General features: G+C 71.4%; 14 protein-coding genes. 4 read left to right on the forward strand and 10 right to left on the reverse strand.

Annotated features, from left to right (window positions below; translation table 11 throughout):
* Positions 1-29: 29 nt before the first annotated feature.
* Genes ACFY3I_RS36560 through ACFY3I_RS36580 form a run of 5 tightly spaced genes read right to left on the reverse strand, consistent with a single transcriptional unit; the run spans position 30 to position 11,672 of the window.
* Positions 30-899, reverse strand: coding sequence for an SDR family oxidoreductase (locus ACFY3I_RS36560; RefSeq protein WP_390865295.1), 870 nt, complete (start codon positions 897-899; stop codon positions 30-32).
* Positions 896-1,609: a thioesterase II family protein gene (locus ACFY3I_RS36565; protein WP_390865296.1), complete on the reverse strand. Its 714-nt coding sequence runs from the start codon at positions 1,607-1,609 to the stop codon at positions 896-898. The genes ACFY3I_RS36560 and ACFY3I_RS36565 overlap by 4 nt, the downstream gene beginning before the upstream one ends.
* Position 1,610: 1 nt before the next feature.
* Positions 1,611-6,632: an amino acid adenylation domain-containing protein gene (locus tag ACFY3I_RS36570; protein WP_390865297.1), complete on the reverse strand. Its 5,022-nt coding sequence runs from the start codon at positions 6,630-6,632 to the stop codon at positions 1,611-1,613.
* A 53-nt stretch (positions 6,633-6,685) separates the two neighbouring features.
* A complete protein-coding gene (locus ACFY3I_RS36575) occupies positions 6,686-10,444 on the reverse strand; it encodes an amino acid adenylation domain-containing protein (RefSeq protein ID WP_390865298.1) in 3,759 nt (1,252 codons plus the stop codon).
* Positions 10,383-11,672: an MFS transporter gene (locus tag ACFY3I_RS36580; RefSeq protein ID WP_390865299.1), complete on the reverse strand. Its 1,290-nt coding sequence runs from the start codon at positions 11,670-11,672 to the stop codon at positions 10,383-10,385. Before ACFY3I_RS36580 ends, ACFY3I_RS36575 begins: the two co-directional genes overlap by 62 nt.
* Positions 11,673-13,370: 1,698 nt before the next feature.
* On the opposite strand from ACFY3I_RS36580, the gene ACFY3I_RS36585 reads away from it, so the two are divergent.
* The gene (locus tag ACFY3I_RS36585) at positions 13,371-15,455 is read left to right on the forward strand and encodes a SpoIIE family protein phosphatase (RefSeq protein WP_390865300.1); all 2,085 of its coding nucleotides are present in this window, start codon (positions 13,371-13,373) and stop codon (positions 15,453-15,455) included.
* A 70-nt stretch (positions 15,456-15,525) separates the two neighbouring features.
* Here the strand turns inward: ACFY3I_RS36585 and ACFY3I_RS36590 are convergent, their stop codons facing one another.
* The gene (locus ACFY3I_RS36590) at positions 15,526-16,176 is read right to left on the reverse strand and encodes a TetR/AcrR family transcriptional regulator (RefSeq protein WP_390865301.1); all 651 of its coding nucleotides are present in this window, start codon (positions 16,174-16,176) and stop codon (positions 15,526-15,528) included.
* Between the two features lie 65 nt (positions 16,177-16,241).
* Here ACFY3I_RS36590 and ACFY3I_RS36595 point away from each other — a divergent pair, with 65 nt between their 5' ends.
* The 3 genes from ACFY3I_RS36595 to ACFY3I_RS36605 all read left to right on the forward strand — a co-directional run bounded on the left by ACFY3I_RS36595 (position 16,242) and on the right by ACFY3I_RS36605 (position 22,112).
* Positions 16,242-17,861, forward strand: a complete 1,620-nt coding sequence (locus ACFY3I_RS36595; RefSeq protein WP_390865302.1) for an FAD-binding oxidoreductase — start codon at positions 16,242-16,244, stop codon at positions 17,859-17,861.
* 313 nt (positions 17,862-18,174) lie between these two features.
* Positions 18,175-18,735, forward strand: a complete 561-nt coding sequence (locus ACFY3I_RS36600; RefSeq protein WP_390865303.1) for a hypothetical protein — start codon at positions 18,175-18,177, stop codon at positions 18,733-18,735.
* 5 nt (positions 18,736-18,740) lie between these two features.
* Positions 18,741-22,112: a CHAT domain-containing protein gene (locus ACFY3I_RS36605; RefSeq protein ID WP_390865304.1), complete on the forward strand. Its 3,372-nt coding sequence runs from the start codon at positions 18,741-18,743 to the stop codon at positions 22,110-22,112.
* 14 nt (positions 22,113-22,126) lie between these two features.
* Here ACFY3I_RS36605 and ACFY3I_RS36610 read toward each other — a convergent pair whose 3' ends face one another.
* The 4 genes from ACFY3I_RS36610 to ACFY3I_RS36625 all read right to left on the reverse strand — a co-directional run bounded on the left by ACFY3I_RS36610 (position 22,127) and on the right by ACFY3I_RS36625 (position 25,504).
* Complete coding sequence (locus ACFY3I_RS36610; protein WP_390865305.1) at positions 22,127-23,071, reverse strand: hypothetical protein; 945 nt, start codon at positions 23,069-23,071, stop codon at positions 22,127-22,129.
* A 6-nt stretch (positions 23,072-23,077) separates the two neighbouring features.
* Entirely contained in the window at positions 23,078-23,488 is a 411-nt protein-coding gene (locus ACFY3I_RS36615; RefSeq protein ID WP_390865306.1) for a hypothetical protein, read from the reverse strand.
* Positions 23,489-23,930: 442 nt separating this feature from the next.
* The gene (locus tag ACFY3I_RS36620) at positions 23,931-24,329 is read right to left on the reverse strand and encodes a nuclear transport factor 2 family protein (protein WP_390865307.1); all 399 of its coding nucleotides are present in this window, start codon (positions 24,327-24,329) and stop codon (positions 23,931-23,933) included.
* 131 nt (positions 24,330-24,460) lie between these two features.
* Positions 24,461-25,504 (reverse strand): LacI family DNA-binding transcriptional regulator, encoded by a 1,044-nt coding sequence (locus ACFY3I_RS36625; protein WP_390865308.1) that lies wholly within the window; start codon positions 25,502-25,504, stop codon positions 24,461-24,463.
* Between the last annotated feature and the right edge of the window lie 12 nt (positions 25,505-25,516).

A 25,516-nucleotide genomic window follows, 5' to 3' on the forward strand; every position in this document is an offset into this window, starting at 1 on the left:
CTTCCCCTCCGGGTACTCCTCACGGGCGCTCACCGGCTCGTGAACCCTCCGTCGACGGTGACCGTGGAACCGGTCACCTGGCGCGAGCCGTCCGAGCCGAGCCACACCGCGGCACCGGCCACGTCCTCCGGCTCGATCAGCCGGTTCATGGGCTGCGCCGCCACGAAGGTCTCCTCGTGCTCGTGGACCGGTACCTCCAGGGACCGGGCTATCTCCGTGAGCATCCGGCCCTCGGCCGCGTCGTCGTCGCGCACCGAGCCGGGACACAACGCGTTCACCCGTACCCCGAACGGCGCGAGGTCCAGGGCCGCCGCCTTGGTCAGGCCCACCAGGGCGTGCTTCGCGGTGACGTACCCGGCGAAGTGCCGGTAGCCGACCAGGCCCGCCGTGGACGCCACGTTGATGACACTGCCCGCGCGCTGGACCGTCATCGCAGCACCCACGGCCCGGATCATCCGCCAGGCGCCCGAGACGTCGACGTCGAGCATCAGGTCCCACTCGTCGGGCGTGATGTCGTGGACCGTCTTGCCCGAAGGAGCCGCTATCCCGGCGTTGTTGAGCAGGACGTCGATGCGGCCGAACCGGTCGAGGGCGCCCTCCACCACGGCGCGCACGGCCTCCAGATCGCGCACGTCCGCCGTGGCGGTCGACACCGTGCCGCCCTCCTCCCGGCACATCCGGGCGGTGTACGCCAACTGGCTCCGCGTACCGAGCGGGTAGGGGACGCCGTCGAGGTCGTCACCTATGTCGGTCAGCAGCAGGTCCGCCCCGGCCCGGGCGTACGCCAGCGCGCACGCCCGGCCGATGCCACGGGCCGCGCCCGTGACCAGTGCCACCTTGCCCGTGAGCGGGGCGGCCGTGCGCACGGAGTTCACCGGCCCGGTGCGCACGGCGTTCACCGGCCCACCCCCTGGGCGGCCAGTTCCTCGTCGAGGAGGCGGACCAGGCCGGCGGGGGAGTCGACCAGGTACATGTGGCCGCCCGGGAGTTCGACCTGGCGGCAGCCGGCCGTGGTCGCCGCGTCCCACTCCGCGGCCTGGGCCCGGTCCACCAGTTCGTCCACCTCGCCCCGGATGGAGACGATCGGTATGTCCAGCGGAACCTCGGACGGGGCGAGGTAGTTCTCGTGCATCTCCACGTCGGCGCGCAGCGGAGGCAGCAGCATCTCCCGCAGGTCGGGGTGTTCCAGGGCCGGGTGCGTGTACCCGGCGAACTCCCTGACCTGCTGGAGGAACGCCTCGTCGGTCAGGCCGGTGGCACGGGTCTCGCGCCGCGTCCACGGTCCGGGCGAGCCGCTGACGAAGAGCTTGACGACCTCGGGACCGCCGAGCGCGCTGATGCGGTGGGTCATCTCGTAGGCCATGACCGCGCCGAGGCTGTGCCCGAACAGGGCGACGGCCGGGCTGCCCGCCACCTGGTCCAGGACGGTGGGCAGCAGGTCGTCGACGGCGGACACCACGTCCGTGTACAGCGGCTCTCCGAACCGCTCCTCACGGCCCGGGAGTTGGACAGGGGTGATCAGGACGGTGTCGCTGCCGTACTCCTGGCAGCGGCGGAACGCGGAGGCTCCGGCGCCCGCGAACGGGAAGCACAGGACGGGGATCTGCATGTCAGTCCTCCAACTCGGCGGCGGACGCCCACGCCCGCGCGATCAGTTCGCCGGTGCCGGCGGGGTTCCCGCGCACGAAGTAGTGCGCGCCGCCCGCCAGTTCCCGGAAGCTCACGTCCTGCGCGACGCGCTCCCAGCAGCGGTACTCCCCGGCGGCGTGCGCGAGGCCCTTGTCGTCGTCGGCGACGACGACCGTGAAGGGCGCCTCGATGCGCCAGTCCGGCTCCTCCTCGGTCACGCCGATGAAGTAGCGGTAGCCCCCGCACACGTCGTGCCGGAACAGGTCGCCCATGAAGGACGTGTAGCGCCGGTCGAGGCCGTCCAGCTCGGAGTAGCCGGTCTCCTCGACCATGTACGAGATGATCTCCTCGTCCGTCCAGGTCTCGATCATGTCGATCGACTCCTGCATGTCCTTGGCGGGCGGCAGCAACTTGGACCCGATGAACACGTGCCGCAGGTCGAAGCCCCGCTCCTCCAGGACACGGGCCAGCTCCACCGTGACGGCGGCGCCACCGCAGTGCCCCCACAGGATCAGCGGCAGGTCGGCCTTCCGCTCGATCTCGTCCACCGTCCGCGTCACCGTTTCCAGGACGTCGGTGAACTCGCCCGGCCGGCTCGGGTCGTGACCCGGCGGCTCCAGGCCGTACACCACCAGCGACGGGTCGAGCTTCTCGATCTGCTCGGCGAGCGGCTTGAAGTTCACCGGGTGCCCGCAGGGGTACGGCACGCACACCACGGCCGCCCTGGCGCCCTCGGCCTTCGAGGTGAGCAGGTGCAGCAGCTCCTCCTCGGCCTCCTCGCGGTCCCGTCCCTCGACGAGGGCGGCGAGTTCGGCGAGCCGGGGGACCCGGGTCAGGTCGGACAGCGTGACAAGGCCGTCGAGTTCGAGGACGACCCGCAGTGCCGACAGGGAGTTGCCGCCGAGCGCGAAGAAGTCGCCGTCCGTGCCGATGTCCTCGGCCGTGAGCCCGAGGACGCCCTGCCAGGCCTCCCGGATCCGGGCGACGGTGGCCTCGGTGGCCGTGCCGCCGGGCACCCGCGCGACGACGTCCGCCCCGTCGACCCGGTCACGGCCGAGCAGCGCCAGGTCCTCGTCGGCCAGCAGCCGCCTGGCGGCGTGCGGCGCGTCGGGCTCGCTCGCCATCAGTTCGAGGACGCGGACGAAGTAGCCGCCGATGCGGTCGATCTGCTCCTCGTCGTACAGATGCGTGTGGTAGTGCAGGCAGAGCTGCATCTCGTCGTCGAAGAAGTGCCGCGAGAACTCCGTACGGAAGGGGAACTCCGTCTCCGAGTCGACCCGCATGCCCAGCAGCGAGAACTCGGGCAGCTGCTGGAGGTTCTTCAGCAGGTAGAAGTGCGTGAAGTTGAACGTCGTCTCGAACAGCGTGCGCTGGGTGGAGAGGTCCTGCTTCATCTTCGCCATCGGGTAACGGCGGTGCGGCAGGAGGTCCAGCTCCGCGCGGTAGACCCTGCGGATCAGGTCCGCCCAGCTGCCCCCGCTCAGATCGACCTGGAACGGGACGGTGTTGAGGTGCAGGCCGAGCGTCGTCTCCGCGCCCGGCAGTTCCGGCCGGCCGCTGTGCTCGTAACCGGTCATCACCTTGTCCTGGCCCGACACGAGGCTCAGCACCTTCATGTGCGCGGCCAGCAGCACGTCCTTGAACGGCACCGACAGGGCGTCGGCCGTCGCCTCCACGCGCTCGGTGAGCCCCGCGGGCAGCGGTACGTCCCGCAGCACGACCTGGAAGTCGTCGGTCGCGACCGCGTCCGCCTTCGGCGGGACGTCGGCGGGCGTCGCGTCCTCCATCACCCCCAGCCAGAAGTCCCGTGACGCCGGCGACCGCAGCGCCTCCGTCTCCAGGCCGACGAAGTTGCGCAGGTGGTTGTCGACCGCCGGCCGCGCCGTTTCCCGGCCCTCGCGCACCTGGTGGTACAGCTCGAAGAGCTGCGTGTGCAGCAGCGAGATCGACCAGCCGTCCAGGGCCGAGTTGTGCTGGCTGACGGTGTACCGGTACAGCTCGTCGCCGAGCACCTGGACGTGCAGGGTGACCAGGCCGCCCTCCTCCCACACGAACCGGCGGGCCTTCTCGCGCGCCAGCCAGTCCTCGTGCCAGGCCTCCTGTCCGGCGCCGTCGAGGTGACGCAGGTCGGCGACGGTCAGTGGCGACGGGACGTCCCGGTGCACGATCTGCAGGAACTCCCCGAATCCCCTCAGGTGGTACGTCGTCCGCAGGATCGGGTGGCGCAGCGTCAGCAGCCGCACGGCCTCCGTGAACGCCTCCGCGTCGAAGGCACCCGTGATCGAGTAGCTCAGCACGTCGTGGTACTGGCCGAGACCGCCCGTGATCTCCGTCTGGAAGATCAGGCCCGCCTGGAGCATCGACAGCGGGTACGCGTCCTCCGCGTCGTCGGGCAGCAACGCCCGGTCCGCCTCGGAGACCAGTTCGAACGGCCGGAACGCGCCCCGCGCGGCGACGTCCTCGGCGACCGTCGCAGACTCCTCCTCCGCCGCGATCGACTCGGCGAGCAGCGCGATCGTCTGGTGCCTGAACAACTGCTGGAAGGTGAAGTCGAGCCCCGCCGCACGGGACTTGGCGAGCACCGACACGAAGTGGATCGAATTGCCGCCCAGGGAGAAGAAGTTGTCGTGCACGCCGACCTTCTCCCGGCCCAGCACCTCCTTCCAGATCTCCGCGAGGGTCCGCTCCCGCTCGTTGCGCGGGGCGACGTGCGCCGGGGCCTGTTTGCGCAGCGCCTCGGGACGGCGCAGCGCGGCCCGGTCCAGCTTGCCATTCGGGGTCAGCGGCAGCTCGGCCACGGACACGATCCGGCCCGGCACCATGTACTCGGGCAGCGCGGCGCGCACGTGCTCCTTGAGCCGCGCCTCGGACACCTCACCGTCCAGGACGGCGAATCCGCGCAGCGACGTCTGCCATCCGTCGTCGACGGCCACGACCGCCGCGTCCCGCACCGCGTCGTGGGTGCGCAGCCGCTCCTCGATCTCGCCCGGCTCCACGCGGAACCCGCGCACCTTCACCTGGAGGTCGACCCGGCCCAGGTAGTCGACGGTGCCGTCGGGCAGCCACCGCGCCCGGTCGCCCGTGCGGTACAGCCGGTCCTCGCCCGTCGCCGCGCGCACCGCCTCGCCGGAGACGAACTTCTCGGCGGTCAGCTCGGGGCGGCCCAGGTAGCCGCGCGCCAGACCCACGCCCGCGACGTGGAGTTCGCCAGGGACGCCGACCGGTGTCTGGCGTCCGTCCGCGTCGAGCACGTACAGCCTGATGTTGTCGATCGGGCGGCCGATGGGCAGCCGTGCCCGGTCGCCGAGCCCCTCGACGGGCTGGTGCGTGACGTCGACGGTCGCCTCGGTCGGTCCGTACAGGTTGACCAGCCGTGCGCCGGGCAGGAGTTCACCGAATCTGACGGCCTGCTGGGTGCCGAGGGCCTCGCCGCTCGCGAAGACCTGGCGCAGGACACCCAGGTCCGCGCCGTCACCGAACCGGGCCAGGTACCCGAGGAACATCGTCAGCATCGAGGGGACGAAGTGCGTGGTGGTGACCCGGTGCCGTTCCAGGGCGGCGACGAGCGCGGCCGGGTCCTTCTCCACGCCGGGCGCGGGCAGGGCGAGCGCCGCTCCGGTGAACGACCACCAGAACAGCTCCCACACCGACACGTCGAAGGAGATCGACGTCTTCTGGAGCACCACGTCGTCGGGGCCGATGGGGTACGCGCGCTGCATCCAGTCGAGCCGGTTGACCGCGCCGCGGTGCTCCACCAGGACGCCCTTGGGACGCCCGGTCGAGCCCGAGGTGTAGATGACGTAGGCCACGTCACCCGCGCCGGACACCGCCTCCGGGGCCGAACCGTCCGCCGCGTACGACGCCTCGTCGTCCAGGTCGAGGCCGGGCGTGGCACCGAGGAGCGAGGCGAACCGGGCCTGGTGGAGCACGAGCCGGGCGGCGCTGTCGGAGAGCAGGTAGTCGATGCGGGCCTGCGGGTACGACGGGTCGACCGGCAGGTAGGCGCCGCCGGCCTTGAGCACGGCCAGGATCGCCGTGATCATCTCGGGCGACCGCTCGGCGACCAGCGCGACGATCGAGTCCCGGCCGACCCCGCGTTCCCGCAGGGTGCGGGCCAACCGGTTGGAGAGCGCGTCCAGTTCGGCGTACGTCACCGTCCGGTCGTCGCTCAGCAGGGCGGGTGCGTCCGGGGTCCGGGCGGCCTGCGCGGCGAACAGGCCGTGCAGGGTGGCCTCCGTGTCGAAGAGGTGCTCGGTCGCGTTGGCCGCCGCGACGACGGCCTCGTCCTCGGCGGTCCGCAGGTCGAGCTCGCCCACGGCCGTGTCGGGCGAGGTTGCGGCCCGCTCCAGGAGCAGGGCGTAGTGCGCTCCGATGCGCTCGATCGAGGCCCCGGCGTAGCGGGCGGTGTCGTAGGAGAGCGTCACGACCAGTTCCGTGGCGTCACGGGAGACGGTGAGGCGGACGCCGTCGCCGGAGGTGTCGGGAGCGTCGTGGAACCCGTCGAGCGTCACCGCGGTGGCGAAGGCGTCGGTGTGGCCCAGCTCGGCGGCCAGGGCGGCCACCGCGCAGTCCTGGTGCTCCTCGGCCTCGCGGACGGAGGCGGCCACCCGGCCGAGCAGTTCCCGCAGGGATCCGCCGGTGGCGACGCGCAGCGGCAGCGGGCCGCCCGCGAACCCGGGCGCGGCACCGCGCGTCGGCTGTGCGATCGTCGCCTCCTCCTCGCCGGTGTACCGGCCGACCAGGGCCGCCAGGGCGGAGACGAGGACGAGGGAGAGCTGCTCCGGCCGGCCGCGGCTGATCCGGTCGAGCCGCTCGGTGAGCGTCGTACCGAGGCGCACGCTGTGGGTGCCGTGCGCCGGGCGTCCCTGCCCGTCCTCGGCCGGGCGGGGACGGAGGTCGGCCGGGAAGCCGGGCACCTGGGTGAGCGAGGCCAACCGGGATCGCCAGTGGGCGGCCTGCGGGGACGCGTCGGAGTGGTTTACCTCGGGGTCGAGCAGTGGCATGGGGTTTCTCCTGCACTGAGCTGTGAACCGTCGGTGATCGTGTCCGTGAACCGTCAGAAGTCGAAGTCGAAGTCGAGGTCGTGATCGAGGTCGAGAACGGGGCCGGGCGCCGGCGCCGGGGTCGCCGGCGCGCGGACGAGTGCGGGCAAGAGGGTGCCGAGCGTGGTGGTGGGGTCGGCGACGACCGCGTGCAGCAGGCGGACGAAGTCGTCCCGCCAGGCGCCCACGGTGTCCCGGCGCAGCAGCCCGGAGGCGTACCGCCAGGCCACGCGCAGTGAGCCGGCTGCCTCGTGGATCTGCAGGTCGAGGTCGAACACGGCCTGTCCGGTGTGTTCCAGGCGCAGGGGGACCCTGGCGCCCTGGAAGTCGGCCGTGAGATAACGCCCGCTGTGCAGCGCGACGAGCGCGTCGAAGAGCGGGGTGCGGCTGTAGTCGCGCTCCGGCGCCGTTTGGGCGACCAGGTCCTCGAAGGGGAAGTCCTGGTGGGCGAAGGCGTCCTCGGCGGCATCGGCGAGGCGGCGCAGGAAGGTGCCGAAGGGCAGGTCCGGCTCGGCGGTGCCGCGCAGGACCACCGTGTTGGCGAACATGCCCACCGTGCGGTGGAGTCCGGGGGCCGTGCGGCCCGACACGGGTGTGCCGAGGGTGACGTCCCTGGTCCCCTTGAGCGCGGCGAGCAGCGCGCCGTAGGCGGAGGCGAGGACGGCGAAGAGCGTGACCTCGTGCTCCCGGCCCAGCCGGCGCAGTCCCGCGGTGAGTTCGGTGCCGATCTCGAACTCGAGGACATCGCCGACGAGTTCGCGCAGGGCAGGCCGGGCGGTGTCCGTGGGCAGGTCCGTCCGGTCCAGGGGCGCCCCGAAGACCTTCTGCCAGTGGGGCTGCTGGGCCTCCCGCAGGGCGGTCCCGGCCGGACCGGTCAGCCACACCGCGTAGTCCCGGTAGCGGGGTGTCGGCGGCCGGGGGGATCCACCCGCGTAGAGTGCGGCCAGATCCTCCAGGAGCGGTGCGAGCGAGAACCCGTCCACCACGATGTGGTGCAGGTCCATGCGCAGGGTCACCCCGGACGGGGTGCGGTGCACGTCCGCCCGCCACAGCGGGCCGCGCTCCAGGTCGAAGGGGCGCACGAACTCCTCGACGGGGCCGGGGGGTTCGTCCAGCACCCGTACCTCGGCGTCGACGCCCGGCTCCACGCGCTGGCGTACCTCACGGCCCTCGACGACGAAGCGCGTGCGCAGCGCCTCCTGGCACTCGGCCAGCCCGGACAGGGCCCGGGCGAGCCGCTCGGGATCCGTGCCGGCGGGCAGGTCGAGACTGAGCGGCACGTTGTAGTGCACCGCGCCGGGGTCCTTGGCCTGCTCGAAGTAGACCTGGCGCTGTTGCGGGGTCAGCGGGTAGGTCTCCCGCTCGGGCGCGACGGGGACGAGGTGGCCGGGGCCGGGCCCGGCCTCCCGCAGCAGTTCGGCGAGCCGGGCGGCCGTACCGGCGCGCAGGACCGCGCCGGCCGGCAAGTGCCGGCCGAGTCGTTCCCGCACGCCCACCGCTATCAGGGTCGCCGTGAGCGAGTCCGCGCCGAGGTCCCGCAGGTCGTGGTGGACGCCGATGCCGCTGATCCCGAGGGCCCGTTCGGCGACCTCGACCACCGTCCGCTCGTCCTCGGTCGAGGGGGCGACGTAGGCCGAGCGTGCCAGCAGGTGCGCGCCGTCGGGGTCGGGCAGCCTGGACCTGTCCACCTTGCCGGTGTGGTTGAGCGGCAGCACGGTCAGCGGCACCAGGTACGACGGGACCATGTGCTCCGGCAGCTCCGCCGCGAGCAGGTCCCGCAGAACACCGGGCTCCGGCGCGCGCGGACCGGTGTAGTAGCCGCACAGGTACTTGTCGCCCCGGCCCGGCCTGGACCGCGCCACGACGACGGCCTCGGCCACGTCGGGGTGGGCGAGCAGGGCGGCCTCCACCTCGGCGGGTTCGACCCGGAAGCCGCGCACCTTGACCTGGTGGTCGCGCCGGCCCAGGAACTCGATCACGCCGTCGGGCCGCCAGCGCGCCAGGTCGCCACTGCGGTAGAGCCGGGACCCCTCGGGGCCGAAGGGATCGGGCACGAAGCGTTCGGCCGTCAGCTCCGGACGCCCCAGGTAGCCCCGGGCGACCCCGGCTCCGCCGAGGCAGAGCTCGCCGGGCACCCCGACGGGGCACGGGCGGCCCCGCTCGTCCAGGACGTACGCCGTGGAGTTGGCGATCGGGCGTCCGATCGGGATGCGTCCGAGGTCGGACCGGTCCAGCCGGTGCGTCACGGAGAACGTGGTGTTCTCCGTCGGACCGTAGCCGTTGACCAGGGTCACCCCGGGGCAGGCGTCCATCACCTTCCCGATGTGCGCGGACGACAGGGCGTCGCCGCCCACCACCAGTTCGCGCAGCGGGCCGAAGATGCTCGCGTCCTGCTCCACCAGCTGGTTGAACAGGGGCGAGGTGAGCCACATCGTGGTGATGCGGTGCTCGGCCAACTCCCTTCCGAGGGAGGCCGCCTCGAGCACGGTGTCCGTGTCCACGAGGCGCAGGGAACCGCCGTTGAGCAGGGCTCCCCACATCTCGAAGGTGTTCGCGTCGAAGGCGATCGAACCCGTGGGCAGGATCCTGACGTCCGGTCCGAGGCGCACGTAGTCCGCGCCCTTCACCAGCCGCACCACGTTGCGGTGGACGACCTCGACGCCCTTGGGTTTCCCGGTGGTGCCCGAGGTGTAGCACACGTAGGCGAGGTCGTGAGCGGCCGCCGTGACGGCGACCGGACCGACGGCGGCGCTCTCGTCCGCCGGCTCCGGCCCGGGGGAGAGGACCGTCCCCTCGAAGGCCAGGTCCGCCGTCAGGTCACCGGTCGCGACCAGGACGCGTACGGAGGAGTCCGCGAGCAGCCAGGCGGTGCGTTCGGCCGGATGGCCGGGCTCCAGCGGCAGGTACGCGCAGCCCGCCTTGAGGACGGCCAGGGCGCCGACCACGAAGTCGGGGGTGCGTGCGGTGCGCAGCGCCACCCGGTCGCCGGGGGCCGCCCCGGCGGCCACGACGCGCCGGGCCAGTTCGTCCGAGAGCAAGTCCAACTGACGGTACGTCAACTGCTCGGTGCGCCAGCTGATGGCGACGGCCCCCGGGGTCAGCCGGACCTGCTCGGCGAACAGGCCGTGGATCGTGGCCGTGTCGGGATAGGGGCGCGCGGTGTCGTTGAAGGAGCCGACGACCTGGTCCCGCTCGCCCTCGGCGAGCAGCTCCACGTCCCCGGTGCGAGCCGTCGGATGATCCGTCAGGAGCTGCTGGATCAAGCGCAGTTGTCCTGCCAGTCGGACCGCCGTGGCGTCCTCGAAGAGCGAGGCGCGGTACCCGAGGAGCAGGTCCTCGCCGTCACGCGTCAGGACCAGCTCGGGTAACCCGTCGGGCACGGGGCCCGAGGTGTCCGCGTACCGCACGGCCGTGCCGGTGGGCGGTCCTTGCGGACGCGCCCGTTCCGTCCTGGCGAGCAGCGCGGCGACGGGCTCGTCCGGGTCCACGGTCAGGGTCAGCGAACCCGCGCCGTCCCGGGCGGTGCCGACGTCGAGCAGCAGGCGGAGCTGCCCGGTGTGCCGGTGGAGCAGGACGGCGAGGGCCGCGAGGGCCGCCGGTCCGCCCGCGCCCGGAACGCGCAGGGTACGAAAGGCGCCGGACGCCGAATCCCGGGTGCGGGGACGGTCGGTGACCAGGAGTACGGCGTCACCGTCCGCGCCGGCCGGAGGTTCAGGAAGTGGCGTGGACGGCATCGGAGTCGAGGTCGGGGCCCCGCTGGGCGCGCTGGTCATCGGCTGCTGTCACCCCCAGCCGGAACGGGGTGCGGCGGAAGAGCAGGACGGTGAGCACGCCGGGAGCCGCGGCGAGCGCGGCGACCACCAGGATGAGGGCGTTGTAGTGGCTGCCGCTCAGGAGCACGCCGCCGAGCGCGGAACCCGCGGGCAGGGCGCCGGCCATCACCGTACGCATCAGCGTCATGGCCCGGCCGCGCATCGCGTTGGGCACCCGGGTCATGCGGACCACGCCGCCGAGCACCGTCATCGGCGCGGAGAGGATGCCGTTCAGCGCGAGACCGAGCAGGATCCACGGCAGCGCGCTCGGCAGGAGCAGGAACAGTACGGCTCCGGAGAGGAGCTGGAGGACGCCGATGCGGAGCATCTGCCGCTCGGAGGTCTGCGCCGCGCCCGAGACGAGGGAGCCGATGAGCTCGCCGGCGGCCATGACGGCCAGCATCAGACCGAGGATGCCCGGGCCGCTGTCGAACTGGAACTTCGCGAGCCAGGGGAGGGCCACGATCAGTGCGCCCGCCGAGACGTTGAAGGCGCCGAAGGACAGCGTGAGCACGAGGAGGAAGCGGTCGCGCACGATCAGCCGGAACACCGGGGCCCAACCGGGCCTGGCTTCCGCGGCGTCGGACGTCGCCACCGGTTCGGGCCGGTCCATGGGGGCCTTGATGCGGCTGATCAGGAAGGCGAAGACCAGGTACGTCACGGCGTCCAGGACCAGCACGTAGGGAGCGCCGAAGGCGGCGATCAGGGCCGCGCCGATGGCCGGGCCGACGACGTTGGCGGCGCCCATCGCCGTGGACTCCAGGCCCGAGGCTGCCTGGAGCTTGTCCTCGGGGACCAGCTCGGGCAGCACGGCGGGGGTACCCGCCAGCGGGATGATCTTGAGTAGCCCGTAGACCAGCGCCACTGCGTAGAGGTTCCAGGTGTGGAGCGAGTCCATCGCCGCGAGCAGGGGGATGGAGGCGACGACGAAACCGCGGAACACCGAGTCGTAGATGAAGAGCTTGCGCCGGGAGAACCGGTCGAGCAGCGGTCCGACGAAGGCCCCGCCCAGGATCACCGGGAGGGTGAGGCACACACCGAGGACGCCGAGCCCGGCAGCCCCCGCTTTCTCCAGCGTGATCCACGCGAGGGCGGCATAGGTGGCGCCGTCCCCGAGAAGATTCAGGACGAGGGCCGACCAGAGCAGTCGGTAGTCACCGATGCGCAGGATGGCCAGATATGCTTTCACGTTCCACACCGTTCAGTAGGCCGAAAATGGCAGGCGAAGGAAGCGGGCGGGCGTGCGGAGCACGCCGAGAACCGCTTCGGGTGTGCGAAGGAAAAGCGCCCTTTCTCAGGCCCGTCGTCGGGTTCGACGACCGCACCGAGAAACAACAGAGAAACCGGCGCCAAAATGATTGAGCTGCACATTCATGCGTGATCCGGCAGTGAATACCGGAAGCCCCCGTACACGTCCCCCCAGGAAGTGCCCCCCCACTTCTCTTCCGCCGCTACCAGAGGCGGCAGATTTTCCGTCGCTTTTTCTAACATCGCTTCCGGGGCGCGTCAAGCTTATTTTACGGGGCGCCCCATTTGGCTGGAACCTTTCTCGACAGCCACTCGAAGACCCGTCGTGAACTGGCCATTGTTGCCGGAACCTGTCGCAGCCGAGGCCTCCTGGGCGGTGCATGTACTGAACTACGAGGTGAAATCGGGCACCCGGAAGCGTAGTGATTCCAGGCCGCCGACCGTTCGAAAGAGGGAGAGTCGGCCTTCCGTGCGCCAACCGCCGCGGCCGGCACGGCGAGTCCCGATTTAGAATCACCAATCGATGGGGGATGCCATCCGTCAAACCGGCTCGCCGGTGAACGGCCGGACAGTGTCCGCGAGTATCCGCCGCGGACGCCCCACAGTCACGACGCCCGACCGAAAAATCGGTCCCCGTCACGACCGGGGAAACGCACGGGAGGGCTTTTCCGGCGAAGCCCCGGGACGGATCCGGCCTTCACGCTGTCGCGTGAGTGAAGGGTGAGGCGAACACTTTACCCGGGAAAGGTCCAGTGCTTTTCCGTGACGGTGCCGCGCTCCGCCCCCTCGCGACCGGAGCGCCGATACGGGCGCGGAGGGGCGGGGTGCGGCGGTGGCGGAGCACGGAGCGGCGGCGCACGGAGGCCGGCGGCGGCGCACGGAGGCCGGCGGGGGCGCCCGCGGCAGCGCGCTGCGTCCGGCGTCCGGCACCGGCCAGGACGGCTGTTCATCGGTGCTCCCTGTCCGCGCCGAACCCGCACGCCTACCGCCCGCGCGCTCCCGGCCGGACGGCCGGCGGACGGGGGCCCCGTTCCGACGCGCGGTCCGGCCTGGCTCACGCATGAGGACACCGGCCGGGCGAGGAGGCTACCGTTGGTCACCCTGTGTGACGAAGGGGTGCGGGTGCGGGCCGGACCGGCGGCCGGGGTTCACGCGCGACGGTGTTTGCTTTTCCCGAAGAGGTAGCGCCTTCGGTGGTGTTCTGTCCGGCCGGCAGATCATGCGCGCGGAGGGCGGCAGTGATCGACTGCCGCTCGTCGACCGCCCGGACCCAAGCCGAGAGCGGCCGTGCGTCCTCCGGGGGCCGGGGGTGCCACGCTCCCGCGACGGCCGTCCGAGCGCGTGTCCTTCGGGCAGATCCCGTTGCCGTTGTCCCGCCTGCTGGAAAACATCCCTGCTCGCCGAGGGAATCGGTGACGCAGGTCACCTGTTGTCCGGAAAGTACCTGTTTGTAAGTGTTTATGAGTGGGGGATCTGCAAGGAGGCGGCGATGGACGATGACAGTCCGTGCCGGGAAGCTGTGATCATGTCGTCGCCGGCCGCCGGGGAGAGACCATCACGCGCCGAGGGACGGTCCCGGAAACCCGTCACCGACGGGACTCGGCGACCGACCGTGTCACCCCCTCACACGGCTCACGGGATGCCCGCGGCGGCCTCGCTCAAGAGCACGGCGGCCCTGCGACCGAGCAGAACTTTCGCGGTACTGCTGCTGAGCGTGGTGCTGGTCTGGGGCGTTCGGCTGGTCCTGACCGCCGCTCACCTGGAGGTCATGGGCCTGGCCGAGTACGCGATGCTGATCACTGTCGCGGCCAGCGCATTGCTGACGCTGCCGCAGACCGTGATCGTGGGCGCCGTCAATCTGGCCGCGGCCGTCGGCGTCTACGGGATCCTCATGCAGGACATCGGCCACGCCAGCCAGATCACCGTCATCACCGCGATGGCGGCAGCGCTGGGCATCGGCGTCGTCGTCTGTCACCTCCGGATCTCGGGGCAACGGCGCTTCGGCCGGCTGATGATCGCCCGGGAACGGCTCGCCGTGATCAGAGAGGCCGGCAGCCGCGTCGGCACCACCCTCGACGTGGCCCGTACCGCCGAGGAACTGGCCGAGGTGGCGGTGCACCGCTTCGCCGACCACGCCGCCGTCGACCTCTTCGAGACCGTTCTCCGAGGTGAGGAACCCGATGCGGACGCGCACGCGGGTCCCGTCACCCTGCGACGCACCGCGCTGCTGCCGGGCCCGGCGCTGCCTTCGGAAGCGGTCGGACCGGGCGTGGACGTCACCTACCGCGCCGGTTCGGCACAAGCCCTCAGCCTGACGACCGGCACACCCACATGCGTGCAGTCCACCGGCAGTGCCGGCAGTACCGACTGGCCCATGGACATCGCCGGAGCCGACGCCGAAGCACCGTACTCCGCGCTGGCGATCCCCCTCCGGGCACGCGGAGTCACTCTCGGGATCGCACTCCTCACCCGCTCGCGGGAGCGTGCTCCTTTCGACGCCGCCGACGTGCTCCTGGCCGAAGAGATCGGCGCCAGGGCCGCGGTGTGCATGGACAACGCCCGCCGCTACACCCGTGAACGCCAGACGTCGCTGGCACTGCAGCGGAGCCTCCTGCCATCGGCCGTCCCGAAGCAGCCCGCGGTCGAAGCGGCCACCCGCTACCTGCCCGCGGACACCCGGGCGGGCGTGGGCGGCGACTGGTTCGACGTGATCCCGCTCTCCGGCGCCCGCGTCGCCTTGGTCGTGGGTGACGTGGTGGGCCACGGGATCCACGCATCGGCGACGATGGGGCGCCTGCGCGCCGCGGTCCGCACGCTCGCCGACATCGACCTGCCACCCGGCGAACTCCTCACCCGCCTCGACGACGTCGTCCTCCGGCTCCAGGCGGAGACCCGCGATGCGCAGGACGCCCACCACGAAGGCGCGGTGGGGATCAACGTGGTCGCCGCGAGCTGCCTGTACATGATCTACGACCCCCTCACTCGCACTTGCACAGCCGCCCGCGCCGGACACCCGCCCCCCGCGGTGATCAGTCCGGGATCCGAGGCCGAGTACCTCGACATTCCGGTGGGCCCCCCGCTGGGCGTGGGCGGCCTCCCCTTCGAGGCGACGGAACTGGACCTGCCCGCGGGCAGTGTGCTCGTCATGTACACCGACGGCCTCATCGAACATCCCGGCGTGAGTCTGGACGACGGACTCACGCGGCTGAAGAAGGTGCTCTCCGAACCGGTCGCATCCCTGGAGGACAGGTGCGACTACGTCCTGGACACCCTGGTCGACGAGCACCCCCGTGACGACATCGCGCTCCTCGTCGCCCGCACGAAGGAACTCGATGTCTCGAACGCGGCCACCTGGGATCTGCCGGGCGATCTCGCCGGCGTCTCCCACGCCCGCGACCTCGCCGCCTCCCGGCTCACCGACTGGGACCTGGAGGAACTGGCCTTCACCACCGAGGTCATCGTCAGTGAACTGGTCACCAACGCCATCCGCTACGGCGGCGGCCCGGTGCAGCTGCGCCTGATCCGGAACGACACCCTGATCTGCGAGGTGTCCGACGGCAGCAGCACCGAACCGCATCTTCGCCGGGCCCGGACCTTCGACGAGGGCGGCCGCGGACTGTTCATCGTCGCGCAGTTGGCCGAGCGCTGGGGCACACGGCAGCGACACGACGGAAAGATCATCTGGGCCGAGATCCCGCTCCCCGCGAAACACCGTGAGGAGTGACATCACGGGGGTCGAACTGGCCCGCCGAGATGTCGTACCCACTCTCCGGCGGTTGAGCCCTGCGCCTGCCTCACGATTCTCCGGCTGGGACCGGCGTTTTCGATCTCGGCGAGTACAACGCCGCGAAGATCCGCTCGAAGCGCGAGGTCATCTCGTGGGCGCTCTGCTCGGGATGGTGCCGCCACCAGGCGACCGCCGCACTGACGGTTCCGTACCAAAGGTGCGTGGCGAGATCGGCGTCGAGCGGTTCGTCGGCCTGAGTGCGTTCGAGGAATTCGCCCACGCCGACCGCTCCCAGACGGTTGAGTTCTCGCCGGTGCGCCGCCGCCGCCTCATGGAGGGAGCCGTCGGACGGAAGTGTCGGATCGTAGACGAGTCCCCAGTCGTGCATGCGCGACTCAAGGGCCCGGAAGATGGCGTCCAGTGTGCGCGCGGCACGCGTGAAGTCGGACGGACCGTCCTGCGCGGACTTCACGGCGGCGACGAGGCGGGAGCCGGCGCGTTCCAGGCAGGTCAGGTAGAGACCGTCCTTGGACCCGAAGTACTCGTAGATCATCGGCTTGGTGATGCCTGCCCGTGCCGCGACGTCGGCGGTCGAGCCGAGCGCGTAGCCCTTCTTGCCGAACTCCTCCGCCGCCGCATCCAGGATCAACCGCTCCCGGTCCTTGCGCGGCATCCCCTTCGTGCCCACACCGCGCGTGGCACTCGCCTGCTTGCTCATGGTCCCACCCTATGCCAAGGTGACCGCGAGGTAACTTACCTGACGTTCAGATAGGTGGTGCGGCCGTGAGCGGCAAGACGCGTTCGTGGTGGGGCTGGGGAAACGTCGAGGACGCGGTGAGGGGGCACGAGCGTGAGGAACTCGACCGGCGCACCGCGCACTTGCTGCCGGGCGCGGACCTGACCGTGCACGAAGCACCCCCGATCGAGTCTTTCGGAGTGGGTGCGAGCCGGGTCGAGGCGCCGGCCGCGCTCGCGTCGATCGTCTCGGCGGACGTTCGCGACCGGCTCGCCCACAGTCATGGACAGGCGTTTCGAGACGTGGTCCGGGCGCTGCTCGGCAGGCTGCCCCATGTGCCCGACCTCGTCGTGCGCCCGACCTCGGAGGGCGAGGTCGGGCATGTGCTGGACTGGTGCAGTGACGCCGGCATCGCTGTCATACCCTTCGGCGGCGGCTCCTCCGTGGTGGGAGGTGTCGAACCACGTGTGGGTGGCGGCTATGCCGGGGTGGTCAGCCTGGACCTCACCTCGATGAACCAGGTCCTCGAAGTCGACACGGGCAGCCGCGCCGCACTCGTTCAGGCTGGGATCTTCGGCCCGCACTTGGAGCAGCAGCTGAAACCCAGGGGGTACACCCTCCGCTTCTTCCCGCAATCCTTCGAGTTCTCCACCCTCGGCGGCTGGCTGGCCACCCGGGCCGGCGGTCACTTCGCGACGCACCTCACCCACATCGACGATCTCACCGAGTCGCTGAGGGTCATCACTCCCTCAGGTGTCGTCAGCACCCGCCGACTGCCGGGCTCGGGCGCAGGACCGTCCCCCGACCGGCTGTTCCTGGGCTCGGAGGGATCACTCGGTGTCATCACCCAGGCTTGGGTCCGCCTTCAGGACCGGCCCCGGTGGAGGGCAGGCGCTTCGGTGGGCTTCGCGGAATACGACAACGGTGTCCAGGCGGTGCGGGCCCTGTCCCAGTCCGGGCTGAACCCCGCCAACTGCCGGCTCCTGGACCCCATGGAGGCACTGATCAACGCGGGCTCCTCGACCGCTGTCCTGGTGCTCGGCTTCGAATCGGCCGACCACCCCGTCAACGTCGGGATGGAACGCGCGCTCGAACTCTGCCGCGACCACGGCGGCACCCTGAACGAGTCGCCGCGTTACACCGACAGCGCCGATCAGGCCGCGCGCACCGGGGCTGCCGACACCTGGCGCTCGTCCTTCGTGCGGATGCCGTATCTGCGTGACGCGCTGGCCGCGCAGGGGATGATCGTGGAGACCTTCGAGACGGCCTGCACGTGGGACCGCTTCGACTGCCTGCGCGCTGCCGTCAACGACGCGGCTCAGGACGCCATGCGCCAGGTTGGTGCCATGGGCGTCGTGACCTGCCGTTTCACTCACGTCTACCCGGACGGTCCTGCCCCGTACTTCGGGATCTACGCCGCGGGCCAGTGGGGCAAGACCGTGGAGCAGTGGGACGAGATCAAGGCAGCGGTGTCCCAGGCGCTGATGTCCACCGGAGCCACCATCACCCATCATCACGCCGTGGGCCGTGACCACCGGCCGTGGTACGACCAGCAGCGCCCCGATCTCTTCGCCTCGGCCCTGCAGGCCGGCAAGGCCGTACTCGACCCGGCGGGAATCCTCAATCCCGGCGCCGTCATCGACCCCTTGAACCGCCCCCGCCCCTGACCCGGCGCTGCCGTCGCAGTACGACAGCCAGTGCCCGCCCCGATGCGGGCCGCTGGTCGTGCCGGAACCTGACGGGCCTTCCCCCGTGATGGTGGGTGCATGGTTATTGATCATGCGACGGGCGCGAGTTGAGCGGTGCGGTGTCGGTGTTCGTCGGGGCTGACCCGGGGGTGGCCGCACGCTGCTCGGTCGAGGGCGACTGTCCTCGTGGGATTCCGGGAAGCAGGGGCAATTACGTCGAAGTGGTGTACGTCAGGGGGACGTAGTGCCTCATAGTGAGTGAACCGTATTCGTCGCATCAGGGGGACAGGCGATGGATTTCCTTGTGCTGCTCGTTGTCATCGGACTGGTGTGGCTCGTGGTGGCTGTCGTACGCAAGTTGATGTCGTCGGCACCAGGCCACCATGGGCGGACCGCGGGGCACTACTACCCGGACATCGACGAAGAGGACATCGCGCCCGCCGTCACGCCGCGCGGGACCGTGCACCGCGACATCCCGCCGCTGTTCCCCGACTTCTATCACGGGGTGCTGTTCGCGGTGGGGAAGGAGCCGACGCCGCAGAACCTGCTCGCACTGGTCGAGTACGTGAGCCAGATGCTGACGGTGAACGCCGTCGGGTGGTTCCAGCAGACGGGTGACGCGGCGGCGCGGGAACGGTTCATGAACCGCTTCCGCGGGGGTGGCGGTGACGACCAGAAGCTGGAGCTGGTCACCGACGACATGATCGACTTCCTGTGGGCGTGGCGCCCGTCGACGCATCAGGCACTGCGCGACTGGATACCCGACCTGGAGCGGATGCTGACCGGACCGGACAGCAGGCTGTGGCGATTCGGGGACGAACTGCCCTTCGGAATGTGGGAGATGAAGGACTGAACGCCATGTCCGATCCGTCCCGGCACGACGGGGTGCTCGATCCGGTCACGGCGCTCGCCCGGGTGCACGAGCGGCTGGCACGCTTCTGCGCGGGGGAGACGGCAGCCGTTCTCGCCGAGGAGGCGACGGCGGAGGCCGCACGGGCCGTTTCCGGGCGACCCACCCCCGAGGGCGTCGTCGCGGTCGCCTGGCTCTACGAGTACCGGGCCCTCGCCGTCGAGGAACTGGCGGGCGAGGACGCACAGTTGGCCCTCAGACTGTTCGGCAAGGTCGTTCGGGTGCTGCCACGGGAGGTGCCCACGCACGTGGCGCACGTACTCGCCATGCTGGACGCACCCGCCCACGACGCCATTCACCGGGTGTCGCGGGCAGTGGCCGACGCCGAGCAGCTGCTCGACAGCGGTGCGGCGTCCGTGAGCCCCGCCCCGCTCGACCAGGCGGCCGAACTGCTGACCGGGGCGCTCGACGAGTGGCCCCGGAACGGGACGCGACGACACGACGCTCTCGGGCTGCTCGGCACCGCACTTCGGCGCAGGTACGCCTTCGATCCCGGGGAGACGTGGCGCCTGGACAAGGCGGTCGCGGTCCTCACGGAGGCCGTGGCCGCCGGTCCCGCCGAGGACCTGTTCGGCCACACGCATGCCCACAACCTCTGCACCGCCCACCTCGACTGTTACGACGCGACGGGCGACCTCCGGGACCTGGACGCAGCGGAGGAGGCGAACGCGGAGGCGCTGCGCAGGGTCGTGGCCGGGGATCCGCAGCGCACCCGGCTCCTGACCCAGCGCGCGGACATCCTCCGTACCCGTACCTCGGCCGGTGGGGACAACCGCCTGGCGGAGGCGGCGGCCACCTGCCGGGAGGCGATCCGTGCGCTGCTTCCGCGGAGTGCCGCGGCGCCCTACGTCCACTCGACCGCGGCGAACGTCCTCGCCGACCACTACGTCTACGGGCACGACCTCGACGTGCTCGACGAAGCGATCGACAGCGCGCGCATCGCGGTCACCGGGATCCCCGAGCAGGACGGTCGCGAGGCGGTCCTCGCGACCTACGGCAGACTGCTCATGCTGCGTGCCCGGCACACCGGGACCACGGCCGGCCTCGACGCCGCGCAGGAGGCCCTCGCCGCGGCCGTCGGGACGTTGCCGGCGGGCCACTCCGGTCGTACCGCTCACCAGAGCGACCTCGCGGACACTCTCTACGAGCGCCACCTCGCCACCGGCGACGAGTCCGTCCTGCAACAGGCCTTCGAACACGCCCGCCAGGCCGTCGACGGCGCGGCCGTGACCGGCACGGTCGTCCCCGATCTGCTGAACAGCCTGGGACGCATCCTGATCGCACGCTACGAGCTGACCGGCGACCCCACCGACCTGGCCGAGGCCGTCGAACAGCTTCGGCAGGCGGAGGAAGTGTCACCGCCGGGCAGCAGAATGCGCGGTGTCGTCCTGCTCCATCTCGGCAACGGGCTGATGCTCCAGGCCGCACTCGTCATCGGAACCGACCGTCGCAACCGGGCGTACGCTGAGACCACGGCCGTGCTGGAGGCGGCGGTCGAAGCCCTGCCGCCTGGGCCGGACCAGCAACTCGCGCTCAACAACCTCGCCCTGGTCGTCCGCGGCCACGACGGTGGCGACCGCCCACAGGCACTGCGCAGGGCGCGCCGCATCTTCCGGGAGATCCTCGCCGCCGCCCCGGCGAACAGTCGGACCGGCGAACTCGCCTCGTTCAACCTGGCGTTGACCCTCCTGGAGGAGCACGAGCAGCCTGGCGGGAACGAGCCGGACACGGACGACCGCCTCACTGAGGCGGAGGACCTGCTACGGGCCGCGTACAGCCGGGAGTTCCCCGGCCGGCATACCTCTGCGACCGTCGCCTGCGCGTTGGCACGTTGCCTCGCCCTGCGGGCCGCCGCCGATGGCAGGCCTGGCCCGCACGCGGAAGCCGTCGGCCTGCTGCGGTCGGTCGTCGAGGCCGCCGACGGCCACACGCCCGGCAGCCGGGCCTCCGCCGCCGCGCAGTTGGGGCGCCTGCACGCCACCGCCGGTGACTGGGCCGCCGCCGAGCGCGCATACGCACGGGGGATCGAGCTGCTGTCCGCCGTCGCGGCGCCGCGGAGCGGCCGGGACGCGCAAGAGCGCCACATCGGTGCCTTCTTCGGTCTCGCCGCGGACGCCGCCGCCAGTGCGCTGGGCGCCGGCGACCCCGTACGCGCCCTCGAACTGCTGGAGACGGGCCGCGGCCTCCTGCTTCCCGCCCCGCGCGGCGGCCCGTCGCGCGACTCGTGGCCCGCGGCCGCGAACGGCCGTACCGTGGTCGTCGTGAACACCGGCAGACTCCGGTGCGACGCGCTGCTCGTGCGCGACGGGGCGGTCACGGTCGTTCCGCTGCCGGGACTCGACCACGCCACCCTCGTCCGCCAGACCGGCACCTTCCTCTGGGGCGTCCAGCGCGCCCAGGATCCCGCGTGCCCGCCCGAGGATCTGTACAAGGCTCAGCATGTCGCGGTTCCGAGCGTTCTGCGCTGGCTGTGGAACACGACCGTACGTCCGGTGCTCGACGCCCTCGGTCTGACCGGGCCGCCGGCCGTGGGCGCGCGCTGGCCGAGGATCTGGTGGTGCCCGACCGGACTGATGTCCTTCCTGCCGCTGCACGCGGCAGGCGAGCACCGCTCGATGTACGACGGGTCGACGGGCGCGAGCGCCGTCGACCGGGTGGTCTCCTCGTACGCTCCCACCCTACGAGCCCTGGCCACGGCCGCCCGGCGGGCCGATGCCGTACGAGGGGGTGCCGGGGACCTTCTCGTGGTGGCGCCGGAAACCCCCGGCACCGCCGTCCTGCCCCAGGTACCGTGCGAGGTCGCCGGGATCAAGGGGCATCGCCCCGGCTGCACCGTGCTGTTCGGGGCCGAGGCCACGAAGGAGCGGATCCTCCAGGAGATCCCGCGGCACGCATGGTTCCACTTCGCCGGACACGGCACCCAGAACATCGAGATCGCCGACAGCGCGAGTCTGGTGCCCCACGACTACGGTTGCGGAGCCCGCCTCGGACTGTCCGACCTGGGAGATCTGTCCCTGGGCAAGGCGCAGCTGGCCTTCCTGTCGGCCTGCCAGACCGCGGTGGGCCACCTCGCGCTGGCGGACGAGCACACGCATCTGGCCGGATTGCTGCAGGCGGTGGGTTTCCCGCACGTCGTCGGCACCCGGTGGACCGTACGCGACGGCGTCTCCGCTGCCGTGGCGACGGAGTTCCACCGGCTGGCGGCCCTGCACGGCAGTGCCTTCGACCCCGCGCTCGGTCTGCACCTCGCGGTCCGGGAGACACGCCGAGTCCATCCCCAGCCGTACGCGTGGGCGCCCTTCGTGCACTTCGGGCCGTAGGGGCCGGGGCCGGATCAGCTGCCCTGGTCGAACACCAGCGTGGGGTCGTCGGAGCCGCGGTACACGTGGGCCGTCAGCCGTAGGCCGGTGAGCGGTTCGTCCGCCGCGGTCGCGGGGAGCGGATGACGCAGTGCGCGGTACAGCTGCTGACGGTGCAGGTCGAAGGCGACCTGGAGCAGGACCGCGTAGTCCTGGCAGGCACGCGGGAGCCACCATCCCCAGGCGCCGACGACGAAGAGCAGGGCGGACAGGGCCCACGGTGTCCAGTACACCGCGGGCAGCACGAGCACCGCCCACAGGCCGGCCGCGACCGTGGCGTCCAGCCGGTTCCGGGCGACGGCGAGATCACGTTGGAGGGTCTCGGGGAGCAGGGTCCACAGATGCGGCCACAGCAGCACCGAGTCCAGGCCGTACTTGTGCTGCGGCTCGGCCTCCGCCGAGCGCAGAATGTTCCCCACGCGCGTCGGCATGGTCAGCGCCGGCTCGCGCGGGCTCCACCGCAGCCGGGCCTCCAGCCTGGCGTGGTCGGCGCGTTCCTGTGCGCTGAGCGGAGGCCGGCCGGCGGCCGACGGACCTCCCTCAAGACGCGTCTGGAGCGGCCTCCACGCGGCGGCATCGGCGGCACGGCGTCTGTTGTGCCGCTGTCGCAGCCACCCGCTCACCCCGGACAGGAACCGGGGCCAGTACCCCTCCATGAGACGCAGGGCGGGAAGCGTCAGTTGCCGCATGAGGGCACCGGAACCGGCGAGTGCGATCAGTGCCACCAGCAGTAGCGTGATCTGTTCGCCGGGTCGCATCGTGCCCACGGCGTCGAGCCGGTCCGCCAGGGCCTGCCTGGGGTGCGGCTGTCCACCGGCCCAGGCCAGCGCCATGAGCAGCCAGTACACCGCCGCTGCCAGCCCGGTGGCCAGCCAGCGCTCGACGAGCTTGCCGGCGGCCGCGCTCCAGAAGGTCGGCACCTCGCCTCACTGTGTCTCGCGGCTCAGCACGCGGGTGCACACGGAACAGCGCGGCACCGGTTCGCCCATGAACCCGCGTATCCAGGTGTCGGTGCTCGTGCACCCGGGGGTCTTGCACACGTACCGAGGGGCCGGCACGGCGGAGGCGAACCCCTTACCCGCGAGCCCCTCGTACCCGCTGCCGCCCGGAACCGTGCTCCGTTCCTCATACGGGTCGGGACGCGACTGGATCCAGGTGCGGACCCGGACGTCGGCGTACAGGGCCCGACGCAGTTCCTCGGCTCCGCCGGGTCGGGACGAGGCGGCGATCGCGCGCTGGATGTCCGCCGCGATCCGGGAAGCGTCCGCACCGACGAGCGTCGGCAGCATCCCGATTGTTTCCCTGGCGAGCGCCGCCCACGAGCGGTGGTGCTCCATGATCCGCCTCCCCCGGCCGGAACCTTCTACGTGCCCGACGCAAGTGTGACAGTTGCCGTCGAGCCGCGTGGGGTGATCGCCGGTTCCCCGGGCCCGCGGGAACGGCGCTGCACACCTGCGGTGACCTCGGACGAGCCACCGGGCGCATAACATCGCGGCCCGCAGGTGGGCGGCGGGAGCATGGGCGTGCTGCGGTGCGTTGGCCCACCACTGGCCGACAGCCGTACGAGTGCGTGCGCCAGGGACGACCAGCAGTACCGCCACGAACGGGTGAGGCACCACTCGGCGCCGACGCCGACGCCGACGCGGATCCGGCATCAGCCGCGACCGCTCCACAAGCGACAACCATGCAGTGTCCTCCGGAGCGGCCGACTTGATCACGCTTCGCTGAGTGCGTCACGTCCCCGCCCACGCTCCTTGGACCGCCGCGATCTGCGGACCCTCAGAGCTGGTCGTACCAGGAGAACGCCGCGATCCGCCAGCCCTCCGGGGTGCGGACGAACTGGATGGTCTTGGTGCCGCCGCCCTCGAACGGCTCGCCGTCCAGGACGCCGGCCTTCCGGTACTCGCCGAAGCGCGACGCGATGTCGCCCGCGATCTCGGTTCGCGCGGAGGTCTCCCACTCCGAGAAGTCGACCAACCGGCCGTCGGCGAGGAGGCGTTCACGCGGCTCGATGAACTCGTCCACGGTGTAGACCGTGTAGTTCGGCCCGGTCAGCACGATCACGCCACCCGGAATGAACAACCGGCGGATCCGGGCCACGTCCGCGGCCTTGCCGCCGCGGTTGTCGAAGGCTCCGAAGAACTCGGCGGCTATCGCGTCAATCTCGATCTTGGACATGGCGCGACGGTAACACCGCGAGAAGAGGGTGATGCCGAGGCCCCCAGACGGTGTTGTAGGGGCCGTGGTGGTGGCGACCAGGCCGTTGCCGGAGAGGGTTTCCACCGTGTCCGCTGCGACGACGCACGCTGTCAGTCCGACGGCGTGGGCCTCCTGCCGGAGCGTCCGTCAGATTGCGGGCCGTAGCGCATCAGGCGCGTCGGGACGGTGACGCGCCGGGACGCGGGGGTCTCGGTGTCCTGACGGGTGAGGCGGTCGATGAGGATCTGCGCGGCTTGTCGGCCGATGTCGTCGGCGTCGTACGAGACGAGTGTCAGCGGGAGACCGACGACGTCGGAGAGGTCGAAGTCGTCGAAGCCGGCCAGGGGAAGACGGGCACCGGCCTTGTAGAGGGCCCTGATCGCGCCCTGGGTGATGCGGTTGTTCGCGCAGAACAGTGCTGTGGGGCCGTCCGGAAGGCCGAGGAGTTCCAGGGTCGCCCGCTCGGCGGTCGCGGCGTCGACGAGGCCCTGCCGTACCAGGGCGCTGTCGGGATCCACCGAGACTTCTTCGTGGGCCGCCCAGAACCCGCGCAGCCGCTCGGCCCCCGTGTACAGGGCCGGTGGATTACCGAGGAAGGCGATGCGGGTGTGTCCCTCCGCCAGGAGGCAGGCGACGGCCTCGCGGGCACCGTGGAAGTCGTCGACCAGCACGCAGTCGGTGTCGAGTCCGGCAGGCGGCCGCGCGGCGAGGACGACGGGCACATGGCGCATAGCGTCGGCCAGATGCCGCTGCCGACTGCCTGCGGGGACGACGATCAGGCCCTCGACCCGGTGCTCGATGAAACCGTTGACGAGACCCGGTTCCAGCTCGGCCTGTTCGCCGCTGTTGCTCAGCAGCATCCGGTAGCCGTGTGCGGTGAGGACTTCCTGCACCCCGAGCGCGAGTCGAGAGTAGAAGGGGTTGGCGAGGTTGGTGACGACCAGGCCGATCATGCCGCTGCCGCCGAGCCGCAGGCTGCGCGCGGTCTCGTTGAGGCGGTAGCCGAGACGGTCGACGGCAGCGAAGACGCGTTCGCGGGTGGCGGCGGAGACCCGGGGGTCCTTCTTGAGCACCCGCGAGACCGTCATGGCGCTGACCTGCGCGAGATCACCGACGTCCTGCATCGTCGGCCCGCCGCCGCGGCGAGCGTTCATGTCCCCTCCCCT

It is taken from the genome of Streptomyces sp. NPDC001068 (assembly GCF_042897315.1).
In the GTDB taxonomy this organism is placed as follows: Bacteria; Actinomycetota; Actinomycetes; order Streptomycetales; family Streptomycetaceae; genus Streptomyces.

Coding starts and splice junctions, on each gene's coding strand:
- ACFY3I_RS36585 (WP_390865300.1), top strand. CDS start 13,371: ATGCCCGCGGCGGCCTCGCTCAAGAGCACGGCGGCCCTGCGACCGAGC.
- ACFY3I_RS36625 (WP_390865308.1), bottom strand. CDS start 25,504: ATGAACGCTCGCCGCGGCGGCGGGCCGACGATGCAGGACGTCGGTGAT.
- ACFY3I_RS36615 (WP_390865306.1), bottom strand. CDS start 23,488: ATGGAGCACCACCGCTCGTGGGCGGCGCTCGCCAGGGAAACAATCGGG.
- ACFY3I_RS36600 (WP_390865303.1), top strand. CDS start 18,175: ATGGATTTCCTTGTGCTGCTCGTTGTCATCGGACTGGTGTGGCTCGTG.
- ACFY3I_RS36565 (WP_390865296.1), bottom strand. CDS start 1,609: ATGCAGATCCCCGTCCTGTGCTTCCCGTTCGCGGGCGCCGGAGCCTCC.
- ACFY3I_RS36620 (WP_390865307.1), bottom strand. CDS start 24,329: ATGTCCAAGATCGAGATTGACGCGATAGCCGCCGAGTTCTTCGGAGCC.
- ACFY3I_RS36570 (WP_390865297.1), bottom strand. CDS start 6,632: ATGCCACTGCTCGACCCCGAGGTAAACCACTCCGACGCGTCCCCGCAG.
- ACFY3I_RS36605 (WP_390865304.1), top strand. CDS start 18,741: ATGTCCGATCCGTCCCGGCACGACGGGGTGCTCGATCCGGTCACGGCG.
- ACFY3I_RS36575 (WP_390865298.1), bottom strand. CDS start 10,444: ATGACCAGCGCGCCCAGCGGGGCCCCGACCTCGACTCCGATGCCGTCC.
- ACFY3I_RS36590 (WP_390865301.1), bottom strand. CDS start 16,176: ATGAGCAAGCAGGCGAGTGCCACGCGCGGTGTGGGCACGAAGGGGATG.